The organism is Geodermatophilus amargosae (genome assembly GCF_900116515.1).
GTDB classification, from domain to species: Bacteria; Actinomycetota; Actinomycetes; order Mycobacteriales; family Geodermatophilaceae; genus Geodermatophilus; species Geodermatophilus amargosae.
On record NZ_FPBA01000003.1, the window covers coordinates 403,165 to 422,141 of the forward strand.

Consider the following 18,977-nt stretch of genomic DNA (forward strand, 5'->3'; position numbering starts at 1 on the left):
GGACCGGCGGGCACCGTGTGCCCAGACCCCCTGCCGACGGCCGCGGCGGGGGGCCGACGCGCCCCGCGACCCCGCCGGGGCGCCACTGCAGGAGGAAAGACTCGAATGACCCTGGTGTGGCCCGGAACCGCCTACCCCCTGGGTGCCACGTACGACGGCACCGGGACGAACTTCGCCCTGTTCAGCGAGGTCGCGGAGAAGGTGGAGCTCTGCCTGTTCGACGACCAGGGCAACGAGGAGCGCATCCGGCTCCCCGAGATGGACGGCTACGTCTGGCACGCCTTCCTGCCCGGCATCCAGCCCGGACAGCGCTACGGCTACCGCGTGCACGGCCCCTACGACCCGTCCCAGGGCCTGCGCTGCAACCCCAACAAGCTGCTGCTCGACCCCTACGCCAAGGCCCTCGACGGGCAGATCGACTGGGACCCGTCGGTCTTCGGCTACGACTTCACCAGCGGTGAGCGCAACGACGAGGACTCGGCGCCGCACATGCCGAAGTCCGTCGTCGTCAACCCCTACTTCGACTGGGGCGTGGACCGCCCGCCGAGGACGCCGTATCACAAGACCGTCATCTACGAGGCCCACGTCAAGGGGCTGACGATGACCCACCCCGACGTCCCGGAGGACCTGCGCGGCACCTACGCCGGCCTCGCCCACCCGGCCGTCATCTCCTACCTGCACGACCTCGGCGTCACCGCGATCGAGCTCATGCCGGTGCACCAGTTCGTGCAGGACGACACCCTGCAGCAGAAGGGCCTGCGCAACTACTGGGGCTACAACACCATCGGCTTCTTCGCGCCGCACGACGAGTACGCCAGCAACACCAGCAACGGCATGCAGGTCGCCGAGTTCAAGGGCATGGTCCGCACGCTGCACGAGGCGGGCATCGAGGTCATCCTCGACGTGGTCTACAACCACACCGCCGAGGGCAACCACCTCGGCCCCACGCTGTCGTTCAAGGGCATCGACAACCGCGCGTACTACCGGCTGGTCGAGGGCGACGAGCAGTACTACATGGACACCACGGGCACCGGGAACTCGCTCAACGTCCGCAACCCGCAGTCGCTGCAGCTGATCATGGACTCGCTGCGTTACTGGATCACCGAGATGCACGTCGACGGCTTCCGCTTCGACCTGGCCTCCACCCTGGCCCGTCAGTTCCACGAGGTGGACCGGCTCTCGGCGTTCTTCGACCTGGTGCACCAGGACCCGATCGTCAGCCAGGTGAAGCTGATCGCCGAGCCCTGGGACGTCGGCGAGGGCGGTTACCAGGTCGGCAACTTCCCGGCCCTGTGGACCGAGTGGAACGGGAAGTACCGCGACACCGTGCGCGACTTCTGGCGCGGCGAGCCCTCCACCATCGGCGAGTTCGCCAGCCGGCTCACCGGCTCGGCCGACCTCTACCAGCACTCCGGCCGGCGACCGGTGGCGAGCATCAACTTCGTCACCGCGCACGACGGGTTCACCCTCAACGACCTGGTCTCCTACAACGAGAAGCACAACGAGGCCAACGGCGAGGGCAACAACGACGGCGAGAGCCACAACCGCAGCTGGAACTGCGGCGTCGAGGGCCCGACCGTGGACAAGCGGGTCACCACGCTGCGCGCCCGGCAGCGGCGCAACTTCCTGGCCACGCTGATGCTGTCCCAGGGCGTGCCGATGCTGCTGCACGGCGACGAGCTGGGCCGCACGCAGGGCGGCAACAACAACGGCTACTGCCAGGACTCGCCGCTGACCTGGATCGACTGGGAGCAGGTGGACGAGGGGCTGCTGGCCTTCACCAAGCTGGTCACCCGGCTCCGCACCGAGCACCCGACGTTCCGCCGTCGCCGGTTCTTCCACGGCCGCCCGGTGCGCCGCGGCGAGGGCGACCCGGTGCAGGACGTCGCCTGGCTGACGCCGGCCGGCGACCTGATGACCGAGGACGACTGGGACGCCGGGTTCGCCAAGTCGCTGGCCATGTACCTCAACGGCCACGGCATCCGGAGCACCGACGAGCGCGGCGAGGACGTCGTCGACGACCACTTCTACCTGGCGTTCAACGCCTCCCACGAGAAGATGGAGTTCACCCTGCCCTCCGAGGAGTACGCCGGGGCCTGGACCGTCGTCCTCGACACCGCGGAGATGGGCGAGGTCGAGGCGCAGGAGCTCAAGCCCGGCGAGACGCTGACGCTGCAGGACCGCTCGATGGTCGTGCTCAGCGCGCACCGCCGGTCGTGAGCGGGCCCCGCGACAGCCGGGAGCGGCGGCGGGCGACGCCGTCGGCCACCTACCGGCTGCAGGTGACGGCCGACTTCACCCTCGACGACGCCGCGGCCGTGGCCGGCTACCTCGCCGACCTCGGTGTCAGCCACGCGTACACCTCTCCCCTGCTGCGTTCCGCTGCGGGCAGCACGCACGGCTACGACACCGTCGACCACGCGCACGTCGACGAGTCGCGCGGCGGGCAGGAGGGCTTCGACCGGTTCGTGGCCCGGCTGCACGAGCACGCGCTGGGCCTGGTCCTCGACCTGGTGCCCAACCACATGGGCGTGGCCGACCCGGCCGAGGCGCCGTGGTGGTGGGACGTGCTGCAGCACGGCCGCGACAGCGCGCACGCCTCGGCGTTCGACGTCGACTGGGACTTCGGCGACGGGCGGATCCGCATCCCCGTGCTGGGGTCGGGCGACGACGTCGAGGAGCTCGAGGTCGTGGACGGCGAGCTGCGGTACTACGACAACCGCTTCCCGCTCGCGCCCGGCACCGGGGAGGGCACGCCGCAGGAGGTGCACGACCGGCAGCACTACGAGCTGGTCGACTGGCGGCGCGCGGACTCCGACCTGAACTACCGGCGGTTCTTCGCGATCAACACCCTCGCCGGGCTGCGGGTGGAGGACCCCGAGGTCTTCGACGCCACCCACGAGCTGGTGCTGCGACTGGTCGAGCAGGGCGCCGTCGACGGCCTGCGGATCGACCACCCCGACGGCCTCGCCGACCCGAAGGGCTACCTGGACCGGCTGGCGGAGGCCTCCGGTGGCCGGTGGACCGTCGTCGAGAAGATCCTCGAGCCCGGTGAGGACCTGCCCGGCAGCTGGCGCTGCGCCGGCACCACCGGTTACGACGCGCTGGCCGAGGTCGACGACGTCCTGGTCGACCCGGCCGGTGAGGCGGCGCTGACCGCGCTGGACACCGAGCTGTCGGGGCGGCCGGTCGACTACGCGCAGCTGGTGCACCACTGCAAGCGCGAGGTCACCGACGGGAGCCTCGGCTCGGAGGTCGCCCGGCTGGTGCGGGTGGTCGGCGAGCTGGCCGGCGTCGACCGCGAGCAGCAGACCGAGGCGCTGGCCGAGCTGCTGGCCACCTTCGACGTCTACCGCAGCTACCTGCCCGACGGGCGCGAGCACCTCGACGCCGCGGTGTCGGCCGTGCGCGACCGCCGGCCCGACCTGGTCGCCGCCGTCGACGCGCTGCACCCGGTGCTCGCCCAGGCCGGCACCGAGGCGGCCACCCGCTTCGAGCAGACCAGCGGCCCGGTGATGGCCAAGGGCGTCGAGGACAGCGCCTACTACCGGTGGGCGCGGTTCGTGGTGCTCAACGAGGTCGGCGGCGACCCGGCGCGGTTCGGCTCCACGGTCGAGGAGTGGCACGCCGCGCAGGAGCGGCGGCTGGAGCGCAAGCCGGCGTCGATGACGACGCTCACCACGCACGACACCAAGCGCAGCGAGGACACCCGGGCGCGGCTGGCCGTCCTCGCCGAGGTGCCGACCGAGTGGGCCGAGCTGGTCCGCCGCTGGCTATCGCGCCACCCGCTGTCCGACCGGCCTCTGGCGCACCTGGTGTGGCAGAACCTGGTGGGCGCCTGGCCGCTGTCGCGCGAGCGGGCGCACGCCTACGCCGAGAAGGCCGCCCGCGAGGCCGGCCTGTCGACGACGTGGACCGACGTCGACGAGGCGTTCGAGGCCTCCCTGCACGCGATGGTCGACGCCGCCTACGACGACCCGGCGACGAACGGCGAGATCGAGGAGTTCGTCGCGCGGATCGGCCCGGCCGGGCGGTCCAACGCGCTGGCGCAGAAGCTCGTGCAGCTGACGATGCCCGGCGTCCCCGACGTCTACCAGGGCACCGAGCTGGAGGACCGCTCGCTGGTCGACCCGGACAACCGCCGTCCGGTCGACTACGACGAGCGCCGGCGGCTGCTGGCCCGCCTCGACGGCGGCGAGGTGCCCGGGGTCGACGACACCGGCGCGGCGAAGCTGCGCGTGGTCTCGCGGGCACTGCGGCTGCGCCGGGACTCCCCGGAGCTGTTCACCGGGTACGCGCCGGTGGAGGTCACCGGGTCGGCCGCCGACCACGTCGTCGCCTTCGACCGGGGCGGTGCGGTGACGGTCGCGACCCGGTTGCCGGTCGGGCTGGCCGCGGCCGGGTGGGGCGACACCGCCCTCGCCCTGTCCACCGGCGCCTGGCGCGACGTGCTCACCGGCACCCGGGTGGTCTCCGATGCCGGGGGCGTGACCGTGGGCGAGCTGCTGTCCCGGTTGCCCGTGGCGTTGCTCGTCCAGGAGTGAGGCGCGGGTCACATCGCCGCGGGGGGCGCTCCTCCGCGGCGATGTGACCAGGCGTTCCTCCGGGACCGGTCCCGCGCGCCCGGTGGGGCGGGAGTCGACTCCCGGGGCTCGATGCGACGTCCCGAGACCCGGCCGTTACCTTTGCCCCGCGCGCCGGCCGACCGAGAGCCGGGCGCCGGAGCCGATCCGCCCAACCCCGTCCGTCGGCGTCCGTTCCTCCTGCACCTCCAGGACGGGGGTGGGGGAACCACTTCGACGGCGCGCAGCCGTGGCACGGGGGCCACGCAGCACCGTCTCGGGGTGAAGCCGCACGACGTGCGGCCGGGGCACCGATCGCTCCGAACCCGACAGCTCACCCCGCAGGCGGCGGATCGGAGCATCCCCATGCGCACGTCCTCCTCGCTCGCCCGCCGGGCCCTCGTCACCGCCGGCGCGGCCGCCGTCTCCCTCGGCGTCCTGGCCGGACCCGCCTCGGCCGCGGCACCCAACGACTGGGACGCCGTCGCCCAGTGCGAGTCCAGCGGCAACTGGTCGATCAACACCGGCAACGGCTACTACGGCGGCCTGCAGTTCAGCCAGAGCACCTGGGCGGCCTTCGGCGGGCTCGCCCACGCCCCGCATGCCGACCTCGCCACCAAGGCGCAGCAGATCGCGGTCGCCGAGCGCACGCTCGACGTCCAGGGCCCGGGCGCCTGGCCGTCGTGCGGCAAGGCCCTCGACCCGTCCGCGCCGGAGGCCGGCTCCCCGGCCGCGGCGGCACCCGCACCGGCACCCGCCCCGGCTCCGGCCCCGGCGCCCGCACCGGCTCCGGCCCCTGCGGCCGCTCCGGCCGCCGCTCCGGCGGCTGCCGAGGCCTCCGGTGACACCCACACGGTCCGGCGCGGCGAGACCCTCCGCAAGATCGCCCGGGCCGAGGGCGTCCGGGGCGGCTGGCGTGCGCTCTGGGCCGCCAACCGCGACGAGGTCCGCAACCCGAACCGGATCCACGTCGGTCAGGTCCTGCAGCTGCCGTGACCCGCACGGTGGCCGGGGAGCACGCGCTCCCCGGCCACCGCCGCGGTCGACCCCGCGGCACGACCGTCGCGGGACGACCGTCGCGGTTGACCGGGCCCGCCGCGGGCAAGACGGTCGGGTCACCCCGCTCGACCCCTGGAGGCCCCCGCATGTCCGCACCCGTCGAGTTCGCCGTCTGGGCGCCCGTGCCCGAGCGCGTGCGCCTACAGGTCGACGGCGCGGTGCACGACATGCGCCGCGGCGACGACGGCTGGTGGCGGGCCGAGGTCGAGGCCGGCCCGGAGGCGGACTACGGCTTCCTGCTCGGCGACGACGACACCCCGCGGCCGGACCCGCGCTCGCGGCGGCAGCCCGACGGCGTGCACGGCCTCTCCCGCCGGTTCGACCCCGCGGCCCACTCCTGGGGCGACGGCGCGTGGACCGGGCGCCCGCTGGCCGGCGGCGTCGTCTACGAGATGCACGTCGGCACGTTTACCCCCGAGGGCACCCTCGACGCCGCGATCGACCGGCTGGACCACCTCGTCGACCTCGGCGTCGACTTCGTCGAGCTGCTGCCGGTCAACGGGTTCGACGGCACGCACAACTGGGGCTACGACGGCGTCCTCTGGTACGCCGTCCAGGAGAGCTACGGCGGGCCGGCCGCCTACCAGCGCTTCGTCGACGCCTGCCACCAGCGTGGCCTCGGCGTGATCCAGGACGTCGTCTACAACCACCTGGGCCCGTCGGGGAACTACCTCCCGCTGTTCATGCCGGTCTTCAGCGAGGGCGGGCCCAACCCGTGGGGCTCCTCGGTCAACCTGTCCGGGCCGGACTCCGACGAGGTGCGCCGCTACGTCCTGGACAACGCGCTGATGTGGCTGCGCGACATGCACGTCGACGGGCTGCGCCTGGACGCCGTGCACGCGCTGGTCGACGAGCGGGCCACGCACGTGCTCGAGGAGATGGCCCAGGAGGTCGACCGGCTGTCGGTCGCCGAGGGCCGGCCGCTGACGCTGATCGCGGAGAGCGACCTCAACGACCCGCACCTGGTGACCCCCCGCGCGGCCAACGGGAAGGGCATCCACGCGCAGTGGAGCGACGACTTCCACCACGCGGTCTTCGCGACGCTCACCGGGGAGGCCTCGGGCTACTACGCCGACTTCGCCGAGGCCGGGCTGTCGGGCGTGGCCAAGACCCTCACCGGGGCCTTCTTCCACGACGGGTCGTGGTCGAGCTTCCGCCGCCGGCACCACGGGCGGCCCGTCGACACCTCGCGGCTGCCGGGCTGGAAGTTCCTCGGCTACCTGCAGGACCACGACCAGATCGGCAACCGGGCGGTCGGTGACCGCGTCTCGGCGACCCTGTCCCCGGGCCTGCTCGCCGTCGGCGCGACGATCGTGCTGACCAGCCCGTTCACGCCGATGCTGTTCATGGGCGAGGAGTGGGGCGCCTCGACGCCGTGGCAGTTCTTCACCAGCCACACCGACCCCGAGATCGGCCGCGCGACGGCGGTGGGCCGCAAGGCCGAGTTCGCCGAGCACGGCTGGGACGCCGACGAGGTGCCCGACCCGCAGGACCCGGAGACCTTCACCCGCTCGAAGCTCGACTGGTCGGAGCTCGACCGGGAGCCGCACGCGACCGTGCTCGCCGTCCACCGGCGGCTGCTGGCGCTGCGTCGGGAGCACCCGGAGCTGGTCGACGCCGACCTCGCCGCCATGGAGGTCGGCTGGGACGACGAGGACCGCGTGCTCGTGGTGCACCGCGGCTCGCTGCGGGTGGTGGCCAACCTGTCCGACGAGGAGCAGGAGATCGAGCTGGACCGGCCGGCCACCGGGGTGCTGTTCGCGACGGCGGACGAGCCTGCGTCGTCCGGGACGTCGGTGACGGTGCCGGCCGAGAGCGCGGCCGTCCTCACCACCTGATGCGCCGCCTGCACCCCTCCCCCACCGGGCCGACCGGCGACGAACCGACCGACGACGACCTGACCGACGACGACCTGGCGGCGGCCTACGCGCTGCCGCCGGGCCGCTCGTTCCGCGTCGACTTCGTCGCCTCGCTCGACGGCGCGGTCACGGTGGACGGCGCCAGCGCCGGGCTCGGCTCGCCGGGTGACCGGCGGGTGTTCTCGACGCTGCGCGCGCTGGCCGACGTCGTCCTGGTCGGGCACGGGACGGCGGCCGGCGAGCGCTACGGCCCGGTGACCGCTGCCTCCGCCGTCGGGCGGCGGCGCGCGGCGCTGGGCCGGCCGGCGGAGCTGCCGGTCGCGGTGGTGTCGCGGCGGGCCTCGATGGCACCGGGCGACCGGCTGGCGCAGGCGCCGACCCTGCTGGTGACCTGCGCCGCCGCCGACCCCGGCCGCCGTGCCGCGCTGGCCGAGGCGGGCGTCGACGTGCTCGTGTGCGGGGACGCCGACGTGGACCTGCCGACGGCGGTGGACGCCCTCGCCGGCCGCGGGCTCGAGCAGGTGCTCTGCGAGGGCGGCCCGTCGCTGCTGGGCGCGGCGCTGGACGCGGGCGTCGTCGACGAGCTCGACCTCACCGTCTCCCCCGCCCTCGTCGGCGGGCAGGCGCGGCTGCTGGACCGGGGGCTGCGCGACGTCGTCCGGCCGCGGCTGCTGCAGGTGCTCGAGGAGGACGGCGTCCTCTTCACCCGCTACGCGGTCGGGCCGAGCTGAGCGGCGAGCTCGGCGGCCTGCCGACGGGCCGCGGCCGCCTCCTCCGCCCCGGGCACGGCGTCCAGCTCGGCCAGCGCGGTGCGGGCCGCCCCGGGATCGCCGCGCCGCACGGACAGCTCGGCGAGGAAGGCCAGCGCCTCGACCCGCTCGACCGGGTCGGCGTCCGGAGCCCGGCGCAGCGCCCCGGCGAGCAGCCTCGCGGCCTGGTCGACGTCGCCGCGCGAGTCGGCCGCGACCACGGCGTCGGCGAGGCTGCGGGCGAGCCGGGACGACGGCTCCGGCCCGGCCGCCCCTCCGCGGACGACGCGGATCCAGTTGCCGCCCGGGTCGACGAGGCTGAACCCGGTCAGGCCGTCGGCGTTGCGGCGCGGCCGGGGCCGGGTGATCCGCGGGAAGCCGGTGAGCGGCAGCCGGCCGTGGCGGGCACGCAGGCCGGCGGCGAAGGCCTCGAACAGCTCCGCGGGGTCGTCGACCACGACCAGGCAGCTGCCGTAGGAGTCCTCGGGGCGGTGACCCGGCTGCTCGAACCAGTGCAGGTCGAGGTCCTCGCGGCGCACGGCGAGGTACGGGTTGGGCCGCCGCTGCCGGTACGTGGTGGTGAAGCCGAGGGCGACGGCGAAGTCCTGGACCTCGTCGATCGCGCCGCAGGGCAGCAGGGGGACGGTGCGTTCGCCGGCCATCCCGCAGTCGACCACGCCACCCGGTCGGCACGCACACAGATCGCCGGCGGTGAGCGTGTGCGCCGGCGCCGCGTCCCGGGCCTCGGGATGCGGCCGGAGCGCACACCCTCGGCTCCGACCGCGGCATCCGGTCACCCGATCCGGGCGGGCGTCGCGCCAGGGGCGGGTTCGGCCGTTGCGTGCCGCCGGGGGCTGCTTGACTGACCAGCATGGACCTGCCCGTGCTCCCGCCGGTCAAGCCGATGCTGGCCAAGGCCGCCACGAAGCTGCCCACCGGCGACGGCCTGTTCTACGAGCCCAAGTGGGACGGCTTCCGCTGCATCGTCTTCCGCGACGGCGACGAGGTGGAGCTGGGCAGCCGCAACGAGCGCCCGCTGACCCGCTACTTCCCCGAGGTCGTGGCCGCGGTCAAGGAGGCGCTGCCGGAGCGCTGCGTCGTCGACGGCGAGATCGTGGTCCCGCAGGGCGACCGGCTGCACTTCGAGTCGCTGCTGCAGCGCATCCACCCCGCGCAGTCACGCGTGGACCTGCTCGCCGAGCAGACGCCGGCACACTTCGTCGCGTTCGACCTGCTGGCCCTCGGCGACGAGTCGCTGCTGGAGACGCCGTTCGAGCAGCGCCGGGCGCGGCTGCGCGAGGCCCTGGGCCACCGGCACGATCGGGTGCACGTCACGGCGGTCACGCGGGACGCCGGCACCGCGCAGCGCTGGTTCGAGGAGTTCGAGGGCGCCGGGCTCGACGGCGTCGTCGCCAAGGCGCCCGACCTGCCCTACGGCCCCGACCAGCGGCTGATGACCAAGGTCAAGCACGTGCGCACCGCCGACTGCGTGGTCGCCGGGTTCCGCTGGCACAAGAGCGGGCCGATCGTCGGGTCGCTGCTGCTGGGCCTCTACGACGACGGCGGCCTGCAGCACATCGGCGTCGCGGCGTCCTTCCCGATGGCCCGGCGCGCGGAGCTGGTCGAGGAGCTGGCGCCCTACCGCGCCGACGCCCTCGACGGGCACCCGTGGCAGGACTGGGCCAACGCGCAGGTGCAGGAGGACGGCGAGCACCGGATGCCGGGTGCGCAGAGCCGGTGGAACGCCAAGAAGGACCTGTCCTGGGTGCCGCTGCGGCCCGAGCTCGTGGTGGAGGTCAAGTACGACCAGCTCGAGGGCCGGCGGCTGCGGCACACCGGCCAGTTCCTCCGCTGGCGGCCCGACCGCGAGGCGACGAGCTGCACCTACGACCAGCTCGAGGTCCCGGTGCGCTACGACCTGGCCGAGGTGCTCGCCGGGTGAGCGTCTGCACCGGTGGCACCGGCCTCCTACGGTGGTGATCATGCGTCTGCGCCGCGGCCTGCTCGCCGCCTCGACCGGACTGCTCCTGGCGGTCACCGGCTGTAGCTCGTTCACCGACGGGTCGTCGTCGGCGGACTCCTCGTCGTCGTCGGCCGCCACCACGACGCCGGTCCAGCCCGAGGCCGCCCCGATCACCTGGACCGACTGCGACGCGGAGATCACCGAGCTCATCGCCGGCACCCCCGGCAGCGAGCGCGACCTCGCCTTCGAGTGCGGTCGCACCGAGGTGCCGATCGACCACGACGAGACCGACGGCGCCACGCTGCCGCTGTTCCTCATCCGCGCGAAGTTCGCCGGGCAGACCGACCGGATCGGCTCGCTGCTGGTCAACCCGGGAGGTCCCGGCAACTCGGGCGCCGACATGGCGCTGAGCCTGGCGCTCTCGATGCCGGAGGACGTGCTGCGCCGCTTCGACCTGGTGGGCTTCGACCCGCGCGGTGTGGGCCTGTCGACACCGGTCGAGTGCGTCCCCGCCGACCTCAAGGACCGCCTGGTCGCCGCCGAGCCGCGGCCGACCACGCAGGAGCAGATGGACGAGGTCCTGGGGCTGACCGACGAGATCGCCGAGGCCTGCGCCGAGGAGTACGGCGACGCGCTCGGCACCTTCAACACCGTCGACACCGCGCGGGACATGGACCTGCTGCGCGAGTCCCTGGGCGACGAGCAGCTCAGCTTCCTCGGCTACTCCTACGGCACCACGCTGGGCTCCACCTACGCCGAGCTGTTCCCGGAGAACGTGCGCGCGATGGTGCTCGACGCGGCGGTCGACCCCGACGCCGACCGGCAGGCCGACGCGGAGGCGCAGGCGGCGGGCCTGGAGGCCGGCTTCGACGCCTTCGCCGCCAACTGCACGAGCCTGGTGTCGGGCTGCCCGATCGGCGGGGACCCCCGGAGGTTCGTGCAGGACCTCATGGGGGCGGCCTCCGCCGCGCCGATCGCCAGCAGCACGCCCGGGGAGACCCGCACCGCGACGCCGGGCGTCATCCTCACCGCCGTCGCCGCGGCCCTGTACGACACGTCCTCGTGGCCACGGCTCTCGCAGTCGCTGGCCGCCGCGAGCACCGGTGATGCCGCGGGCCTGTTCGCCCTCGCCGACGCCTTCACCGGCCGGCTCGACGACGGCACGTACACCAACCAGCTCGACGCCAACACCACGATCAACTGCGCCGACACCCCCGAGGACCAGACGTACTCGGAGGAGCAGGTGCTGCAACTGGCCCAGGACTGGAACCAGCGCTACCCGTTGTTCGGCGCCGGTGCCGCCTCCAGCCTCTACACCTGCGGGGTGTGGGACGCCCCCCGCACACCGCTGCCCGAGCGCGACGCCGAGGGCAGCGCACCGATCCTCGTCGTCGGCAACACCGGGGACCCGGTGACGCCGCTGCCCGGTGCCGAGGAACTGGCCGGGGACCTCACCGCCGGCACGCTGCTCGTCTGGCAGGGCCAGGGACACACCTCGTACCCCAAGACCGACTGCGTCACCGCGGCGGTCAACGCCTACCTCATCGACCTCACGGCGCCCCAGGACGGGCTGACGTGCCCGGCCTGAGCCGCCCCGACCCGGGGAGCTGACGGGTGGCCAGCAGCAAGGACGCCGTCGTCCTGACCGTCGACGGGCACGAGGTGCGCGTCTCGAACCCGGAGAAGCCGTACTTCGCCGAGCGGGGGATCCGCAAGATCGACGTCGTCGAGTACTTCGTCGCCGTGGGCGAGGGGATCCTGTTCGCCCTCCGCGACCGGCCGACGACGCTGGAGCGCTGGCCCGGCGGGGTCTTCGAGGGCGCCCGGTTGTCCACCCGGATGGACAACACCGGCGACGCGTTCTACCAGAAGCGGGTGCCCAAGAACGCGCCCGACTGGGTGCAGACGGCGCACATCACCTTCCCCAGCGGCCGGACCGCCGACGAGATCGCGCCGGACTCCGTCGCCGTCGTCGCGTGGTGCGCCAACCTGGGCACGCTCACCTTCCACCCGTGGCCGGTGTCCAAGGGCGACGTCGAGCAGCCCGACCAGATCCGCATCGACCTCGACCCGCAGCCGGGCACCGACTTCTCCGACGCGGTCTGGGTGGCCCCGCACGTGCGCGAGCTGCTGCACGAGCTCGGCATGGAGGGCTGGCCGAAGACCTCCGGCGGACGCGGCGTGCACGTCTACGTGCCCATCCAGCCGCGGTGGACCTTCCCCGAGGTGCGCCGGGCGGTGATCGCCTTCGGCCGCGAGCTGGAACGGCGGATCCCCGACCGCGTGACGATGTCGTGGTGGAAGGAGGAACGCGGCGAGAAGATCTTCATCGACTACAACCAGATGGCCCGGGACCGCACGATCGCCTCGGCCTACTCCATCCGGCCCAAGGCCCACGCCCCCGTCTCCGCGCCGCTGGACTGGGACGAGCTGCCCGACGTCTCGCCGTTCGACTTCGACGTGCTGACGATGCCGGCCCGCTTCAAGGCGGTCGGTGACAAGCACGCGGGACTGGCAGGGCACGCCTTCGGCATCGAGCCGCTGCTGGAGCTCGCCGAGCGCCAGGCCAAGGACGACGGTCTCGGCGACCTGCCCTATCCGCCGGACTACCCGAAGATGCCGGGCGAGCCGATGCGGGTCCAGCCGAGCCGCGCCAGGCGTCCGACCAGCGAAGATGCGCCATCCTGAGGTCCTCGAAGGTCTAGCACAGCGCTGACTCGCCCGATAACCTGCCGCCGTGGCGATCCGGCTGGAGGACCTGCTGGCGTCCTTCCGGCGGCACCTGCGGGCCGCGGCGAAGGCGCCCCGGACGATCGAGCTGTACAGCCAAAGCGTCGAGTACTTCAGCCGGTGGCTGGCCGACCGCGGCCGGCCGGCGACGCTGGGCGAGCTGACCCGGCACGCGATCAGCGCCTGGCTGGCCGAGCTGGCCGAGACGTGCGAGCCCTCCACGGTCGGCACCCGGCTGCGCGGGATGCGCCGGTTCTGCCGCTGGCTGGTCACTGAAGGAGAACTGGAGAAGGCCCCCACCGACGGCATCGAGATCCCCAGCCCACCCGACAAGCCGGTCCCCATCCTCACCGACACCGAGATCGCCGCGCTCCTCAAGGCGTGCGCGATCGGCCGCGGCCGGCCCGGGGTCTTCGACCGCGCGGTGTTCCTGGGCCGCCGGGACGAGGTGGTGCTGCGGCTGCTGCTCGACACCGGCGTGCGGGTGTCGGAGCTGTGCGGACTGGAGATCACTGACGTCGATCTGGACCGCGAGCTAGCCTACGTCACCGGCAAGGGCTCCCGCCCGCGGGTGGTGCCGTTCGGCGCCAGGACCGCCCAGGCGGTGGATCGCTATCTGCGGGTGCGCGCCCTGCACCCCCACGCCCGGTCGCCGCGGCTGCTGCTCGGGCAACGCGGCCCGATGACGCCCGACGGCGCCCGGGACGTGCTGCACATCCGCGCCGCGCAGGCGGGCGTCGCCGACGTCCATCCGCACCGGTTCCGGCACACCTTCGCCCACCGGTGGCTCGCTGGAGGAGGACAGGAGCGCGACCTGATGATGCTGGCCGGCTGGCGCAGCGACGACATGCTGTCTCGCTACGCCGCCTCGACCGCGGTCGAACGCGCCCACGACGCCCACCGGCGTCTCGGTCTGGGAGACCGACTTTGAGCCCATAAACAGAGGTCCGCCTCAACGCCGGACCGAGGTGGGCGGCATCACGATTGCGCAGAAACCACATTATCCTGCGATTTCCCTATCGCGTCGTACCGAGGTTGTCCGTCACGCACCTATACAGCCATTGAGCTGCGAATATATGTCGGTCCGACGTCCCGACCCGTACCGTCACCACCCTCCGATATCCGTCATATTTCAGGGGTAATTCATGGGCAGGCCGGGACTGGCACTCGGGACGGCAGGCAAGATCCGCTTCCACGCCACGCCCTCCGGGCACCGCGCCGTGGCCTGGTACCGGGACTACGACGGCAGGTGCCGTCAGGTCGAACGCAGCGCCAAGACCAAAGCTGCCGCCGAAGCGGCGCTGCGCCTCGCGCTGCGCGACCGCGCCCGCTTCGACACCGGCGGCGACATCACCCCGGACACGCGCATGAGCGTGCTGACCGAGGCGTGGTTCACCGGCCTGAAGAACCTGAGCCCGACCACGCTGCAGGCCTACCGCAACCGTGTCGACCAGCAAATCCTCCCGGGCCTGGGCAACCTCCGGGTCAGGGAGCTCAGCGTCGGCACGATCGAGCGACACCTCCGCCGCATCGCGGACCAGCACGGCCCCGCCATGGCCAAGATGACCAAGAGCGTCCTGAGCGGCATCTGCGGTCTGGCGGCCCGTCATGACGCGCTCGACCGCAACCCCGTGCGGGACACCGGCAGCATCGAGACCGCAGCCCGTAAGGCACCCACAGCGCTGACCGCGGATCAAGCCCGGCGGCTCCTCACCGCACTGGACGCCGATGAACAAGCCACGAGGAACGAGGTGCCCGACCTCGTGGCCTTCATGCTCGCCACCGGCTGTCGCATCGGCGAAGCCATCGCCGTCACCTGGGACGTCCTCGACCTGCAGGCCGGCACCGTCGAGATCAGGTCGACGGTCGTCCGCGTGAAGGGCCACGGCCTGGTTCGCAAGAGCACCAAGACAGCCTCGGGCGCTCGCACCCTGCTCCTCCCGTCCTGGTGCACGGAGATGCTGCGGGGCAGGACCTCCCGCGTCGGCTCGATGGAGAAGGCCGCACGGCAGGAACTGCCGGTGTTCCCGGCCCCCCACGGCGGATGGCGGGACCCCTCGAACACGCAGGCCGACCTCCGGGCTGCCTTCACCCATGCCGGCTTCGGCCACATCACCAGCCACGTGATCCGCAAGACGACGGCCACGATGCTCGACCACGCCGGCCTGTCCACCCGCGCCATCGCCGACCAACTAGGCCACGCGAACCCGAGCCTGACTCAAGACGTCTACCTAGGCCGACAGGTGGCCTCCACCGGAGCGGCCGCCGCGCTCGAAGCGCTGCGACCGGCAGGTCACGACCCGCAGTAGTCCTCCAGTACGCCTCCGGCGCGCACTGTCGGGGGTGTCAGGTCGACGACCGCGACACCTACAGCTCCACTCAACCGACCGGAGGCGCGCTGGAGAAGCCTCCCCATCCTCTGCATATGAACTCCCCCACCCTGGCTCCGGCTGTCCCCGCCGGTGGCTCACCCAGCGACGCCGACGAGCTGTTGACCGCCAGCCAAGCCGGCGACTACCTGCACACCAGCGAGCGCTTCATCCGCCGCCTGATCGCCGAGCGCCGTATCCCCTACCTCAAGCTCGGTCGCCACGTCCGACTACAGCGGTCGGCCTTGGATGCCTTCATCGCATCTAGCCGCGTCCCTCAGAGGCCCGACACCGGCTCCTGAACGAGTCCTCGGCGCTGTCGCAGGCGACTCCGCTGGTGCTTGCCGCCACCGCGCTTGTCCCCAGGCCTGCGCAGAGGGTCCGCCACAGTTCGGGTATGTACATCTGCGCAGCTCAAATGGCATACGGGACGAGCACGCGCAGCAGCGGACGGCCACGCAGAGGGAACAACGGTGGTCAAGCACCTCTCATGGACAGCGCCAGGCAGCAGTCCGGATCGCTGTGCGCTCAGGCCGGGACTGGCCGATGCAGCTCGCGCGCGAGATCGTCGTTCAAGTCCCCCCTCGGACACAGCCCCGTCCCGGTGTTTCTGCAGGTCAGGAGCCTGGGGCGTTTCGTGTCAGGGGTCGGAACAGCCCTGTGATACCGCGGTGATACTTGGTGCCCGCGGTTAGCCCCTCAGCAGCGCGGCGAACCGGTCGGCGGCCTGACGACCCATGCCGGGGTGGACGTGCTGGTAGACGGTGAGCGTGATGGTCGCGCTGGCGTGGCCGAGCCGCTCCGAGACGACTTTCACCGGCTCGCCGGCGGCCAGCAGCAGCGTCGCGTGGGTGTGGCGCAGGTCGTGCAGCCGGATCCTCGGCAGCTGGTCCTCTCCGAGCGCTCTGCCTGCTTGCACGACCTGCTCCAGGAAGCGGCGGGAGTACCGCTCGGGGTGCCGGTGGCTGCCGTCGAGGTTGCCAAGGACCAGCGCGGCGTCGCGCACGAGTTCGGGAGACAGCGAACCCCGGGTCGCCCGGTAGGTGCGTAAGGCAGCGACCGTGTCCGGGTCGATGTGCACCCCGCCTGCCTGCCCGGTTTTCGTCGGGCCCTCAACGAGCTGCTCGCCGGCTCCTTTGGCCTTGACGACACCGAGGCTGCGCCGGACCTGAAGCCGGCTCCCGTCGAGGTCCACATCTCGCCAGCGGAGAGCCAGCGCCTCGCCCCGCCGCATCCCCGTTGCGGCCAGCAGACGCCACCCCATCGCCAGGTCCGGATCACGCGCGTCGGCCCAGCGCAGGAATCGACGAAGCTCGGCAGCGGTCCATGCCTGCATCTCCGGAGGTCGGGCTTCCGACGGGCTCGGCGGGGTCGACCGATCGGTCGGGTTCACCGACAACCGACCGTGCCGGACAGCGTCGCTGAGCGCCGATCGCAGGATCGTGTACACGTAGCGCGGCCCGACGTCTCGAGCTTGCGCATCCAAGCGTCGACCGCCGCACCGGTAAGCCGCGCCAGAGGGGTCTCGCCGAGGTAGGGGTCGATGTGCAGGCGGATGTTCTTGCGGTAGGAGGCGAGCGTAGAGGCGCTCAGTCGCTGCCCCAAGACCCACTCGGTCAGGTAGGCATCGAGTCGCTGCTTCGAGGGCTCGACCCAGGCGCCGGTCTCGGCTTTGTTGATCTCGATGCGGAGCCGTGCGGCCGCGTCACGCCGGCTCCGGAACCCACGCTTGAGAACGGCGCGTCTGGTGCCGTCCTCGAGGAGAACTGAGTACTTGATGAGGAACCGCGGGTCGGCCTGGGTCAGGTATTCGCTGATTCCGCCCTCCCCCGCCTGCCGCCGTCGTGGCTTGGCCGACATCGCGATCCCCCTCCCCTGACAGCCTTGGACCTGCGGAAAAGCAGGTACCCAGCCGTCTAGCACGAGAGAACTGGCCACGAGGCGTCGTTCCGGAATCTGTGAACAGTCGGCGGGCCTGTGGACGGCGGCGACGACGTCGATGCCCGGTGCAGGCGTCGGTGAGCCTGCTCGACAGCCTCCAGAACTTCTCCTGTTCTCGTTCAGGGAGGGAACCCATTCAGGGCTACATCGACGCCGGGGTGGTACTGGCCCACCGGTCGCGAGGCCAGGCTCGAGCCGCCGGGACGTCCGGCCGCGTCAGGACACCGCGGCACGGCCCACAACACATGCGGGGTGAAGATCAGCTGACGGTGGACCTGTCGCGGCTCTCAGACGATGCGCACTCGAACGTGCACATCCGCCGGGGCGGTGTGGGTTACCGCGGTGACAAGATCCACCGCAGTCGCCTCGATGGCGTCGAAGGTGTCGGCCTGGGCGGTACCGACACCGTCGACGTCGATCACCCAGTGGTCACCTTCGCTGATCGCGGTTGCGATGTAGTCAGCCATGCGTCCTCCGGGCTAGGGCCTGTCCTGCGGATCTTCGCGGAGCCAGAGGACGACGGCGGCGAGGACGAGCAGGGAGCGGTAGTAGGCGGCTCGTTTGGCGTAGCGGGTGGCCAGGGCGCGGAACTGCTTGAGCCGGGCGAAGCAGCGTTCGATGACGTTGCGCCGGGCGTAGACCTCGTGGTCGAAGGCGGGTGGGCGGCCGCCGGCGGAGCCCTTGGCCCGGCGGCGAGCGACCTGGTCGATGCGCTCGGGGCAGGTGAACCGGATGTGTCGGGCGCGCAGCGCCACCCGGGTGCAGGGATGGGAGTAGGCCCGGTCGGCGATCACCCGCTGCGGTCGGCGGCGCGGCCTGGAGCGGGCCACCGCCACCTGATCGAGGAGGGGCAGCAGTTGCGGGTTGTCCCCAGCCTGCCCCGCGGTGAGCAGCACCGCGATCGGCAGGCCGCGCCCGTCCACGGCCAGGTGCAGCTGGGTGGTCAGTCCCCCGCGGGAACGGCCGAGCGCCTCACCGTCGACGGCGAGGTCCTCGACCGGCCCACCGCAGCCCCCCTTTTCCGCGCCCCGGCGGCGTGCTGATGAGCCCGCACGGAGCTGGAGTCGACGCTGAGGGTCCACTCCACCGCGCCGACCGCGTCGTCTTTGACCACGACCTCGGTCAGGATCCGGTCCCAGGTGCCATCGGCGGTCCACTTCCGCAGCCGCTCGTGCGCGGTCTTCCACGGCCCGTAGCGCTCGGGCAGATCCCGCCACGGCACGCCGGTCTCGGCCTGCCACAGGATCGCGTTGATCACCTGCCGGTATCCCGCCACCGCCCACCCCGGCGTCCCGTTGCAGGCAGCAGCGGCTCGATCCGCGCCCAAGCCGCATCGGTGAGCTCATGCCGGCCGACCATCAACCAAGCCTGGACCACACCGATGAAGATCGCCAGGACAGGTCCTAAGAGATCGTTTCAAGATGAGCTCGGCGTGCCTCCCGCGGTGATCTGCCCGACCTGCCGAGGCTGTGGTGGGTGATCGAGGAGCTCGTGCCGGATGAGCTGTGGAAGCGGATCGCACCACTGCTCCCACCGCCAAGGCCACGCCGCTATCGCCATCCCGGCCGCCGGCCGATCGATGACCGCGCCGCGTTGGCCGGCATCGTCTTCGTGCTCAAGACCGGGATCACCTGGAACCAGCTGCCCACCTCGCTGGTCGGCTGCTCGGGGGTGACCTGCTGGCGGCGGCTGCGGGACTGGACCGAGGCCGGTGTCTGGCCGGCGCTGCACGAACAGCTACTGGC

General features: G+C 72.5%; 16 protein-coding genes, 1 pseudogene and 1 riboswitch. Of the genes and pseudogenes, 12 read left to right on the forward strand and 5 right to left on the reverse strand.

Annotated elements, in window-relative coordinates:
- Positions 1-105: 105 nt before the first annotated feature.
- The 5 genes from glgX (at position 106) to BM414_RS07145 (ending at position 8,211) form a co-directional block, all read left to right on the forward strand.
- Positions 106-2,220, forward strand: coding sequence for a glycogen debranching protein GlgX (gene glgX, locus BM414_RS07125; protein WP_093578708.1), 2,115 nt, complete (start codon positions 106-108; stop codon positions 2,218-2,220).
- A complete protein-coding gene (treY, locus tag BM414_RS07130) occupies positions 2,217-4,544 on the forward strand; it encodes a malto-oligosyltrehalose synthase (RefSeq protein WP_093578709.1) in 2,328 nt (775 codons plus the stop codon). The genes glgX and treY overlap by 4 nt, the downstream gene beginning before the upstream one ends.
- 212 nt (positions 4,545-4,756) lie before the next feature.
- A riboswitch (cyclic di-AMP (ydaO/yuaA leader) is annotated at positions 4,757-4,925 on the forward strand.
- Positions 4,926-4,928: 3 nt separating this feature from the next.
- On the forward strand, positions 4,929-5,558 hold the full coding sequence (locus BM414_RS31305) for a LysM peptidoglycan-binding domain-containing protein (RefSeq protein WP_093578710.1): 630 nt from the start codon (positions 4,929-4,931) through the stop codon (positions 5,556-5,558).
- 149 nt (positions 5,559-5,707) lie between these two features.
- Entirely contained in the window at positions 5,708-7,459 is a 1,752-nt protein-coding gene (gene treZ, locus BM414_RS07140) for a malto-oligosyltrehalose trehalohydrolase (RefSeq protein WP_093578711.1), read from the forward strand.
- Positions 7,459-8,211, forward strand: coding sequence for a dihydrofolate reductase family protein (locus BM414_RS07145; RefSeq protein ID WP_093578712.1), 753 nt, complete (start codon positions 7,459-7,461; stop codon positions 8,209-8,211). The genes treZ and BM414_RS07145 overlap by 1 nt, the downstream gene beginning before the upstream one ends.
- Here the strand turns inward: BM414_RS07145 and BM414_RS07150 are convergent.
- Positions 8,190-8,891, reverse strand: a complete 702-nt coding sequence (locus tag BM414_RS07150; RefSeq protein WP_093578786.1) for a VOC family protein — start codon at positions 8,889-8,891, stop codon at positions 8,190-8,192. The genes BM414_RS07145 and BM414_RS07150 overlap by 22 nt on opposite strands.
- Before the next feature lie 209 nt (positions 8,892-9,100).
- Between BM414_RS07150 and BM414_RS07155 the strand changes: the two genes are divergently transcribed.
- From BM414_RS07155 to BM414_RS07180, 6 genes are all read left to right on the forward strand, one after another.
- Positions 9,101-10,171, forward strand: a complete 1,071-nt coding sequence (locus BM414_RS07155; protein WP_093578713.1) for an ATP-dependent DNA ligase — start codon at positions 9,101-9,103, stop codon at positions 10,169-10,171.
- Positions 10,172-10,211: 40 nt separating this feature from the next.
- Entirely contained in the window at positions 10,212-11,780 is a 1,569-nt protein-coding gene (locus BM414_RS07160) for an alpha/beta hydrolase (RefSeq protein WP_093578787.1), read from the forward strand.
- Positions 11,781-11,806: 26 nt separating this feature from the next.
- Positions 11,807-12,880, forward strand: a complete 1,074-nt coding sequence (gene ligD / locus BM414_RS07165) for a non-homologous end-joining DNA ligase (RefSeq protein ID WP_093578714.1) — start codon at positions 11,807-11,809, stop codon at positions 12,878-12,880.
- A gap of 49 nt (positions 12,881-12,929) precedes the next feature.
- Positions 12,930-13,853: a tyrosine-type recombinase/integrase gene (locus BM414_RS07170; protein ID WP_093578715.1), complete on the forward strand. Its 924-nt coding sequence runs from the start codon at positions 12,930-12,932 to the stop codon at positions 13,851-13,853.
- 289 nt (positions 13,854-14,142) lie between these two features.
- A complete protein-coding gene (locus BM414_RS07175) occupies positions 14,143-15,231 on the forward strand; it encodes a site-specific integrase (protein WP_245784544.1) in 1,089 nt (362 codons plus the stop codon).
- Positions 15,232-15,347: 116 nt separating this feature from the next.
- A complete protein-coding gene (locus tag BM414_RS07180) occupies positions 15,348-15,593 on the forward strand; it encodes a helix-turn-helix domain-containing protein (protein WP_093578717.1) in 246 nt (81 codons plus the stop codon).
- 389 nt (positions 15,594-15,982) lie between these two features.
- Here BM414_RS07180 and BM414_RS07185 read toward each other — a convergent pair whose 3' ends face one another.
- The 4 genes and pseudogenes from BM414_RS07185 to BM414_RS07200 form a co-directional block, all read right to left on the reverse strand.
- The gene (locus BM414_RS07185) at positions 15,983-16,741 is read right to left on the reverse strand and encodes a tyrosine-type recombinase/integrase (RefSeq protein ID WP_175551465.1); all 759 of its coding nucleotides are present in this window, start codon (positions 16,739-16,741) and stop codon (positions 15,983-15,985) included.
- Positions 16,681-17,151 carry a tyrosine-type recombinase/integrase gene (locus tag BM414_RS07190; RefSeq protein ID WP_093578719.1) on the reverse strand — a complete coding sequence of 157 codons (471 nt, stop codon included), beginning with the start codon at positions 17,149-17,151 and terminating at the stop codon, positions 16,681-16,683. Before BM414_RS07190 ends, BM414_RS07185 begins: the two co-directional genes overlap by 61 nt.
- Before the next feature lie 368 nt (positions 17,152-17,519).
- On the reverse strand, positions 17,520-17,699 hold the full coding sequence (locus tag BM414_RS07195) for a hypothetical protein (RefSeq protein WP_093578720.1): 180 nt from the start codon (positions 17,697-17,699) through the stop codon (positions 17,520-17,522).
- A gap of 12 nt (positions 17,700-17,711) precedes the next feature.
- Positions 17,712-18,591: pseudogene (locus BM414_RS07200) on the reverse strand (IS5 family transposase).
- A 117-nt stretch (positions 18,592-18,708) separates the two neighbouring features.
- Here BM414_RS07200 and BM414_RS07205 point away from each other — a divergent pair.
- Positions 18,709-18,977: transposase (locus tag BM414_RS07205; RefSeq protein WP_139245732.1), on the forward strand; the 269-nt coding region annotated here is incomplete at its 3' end.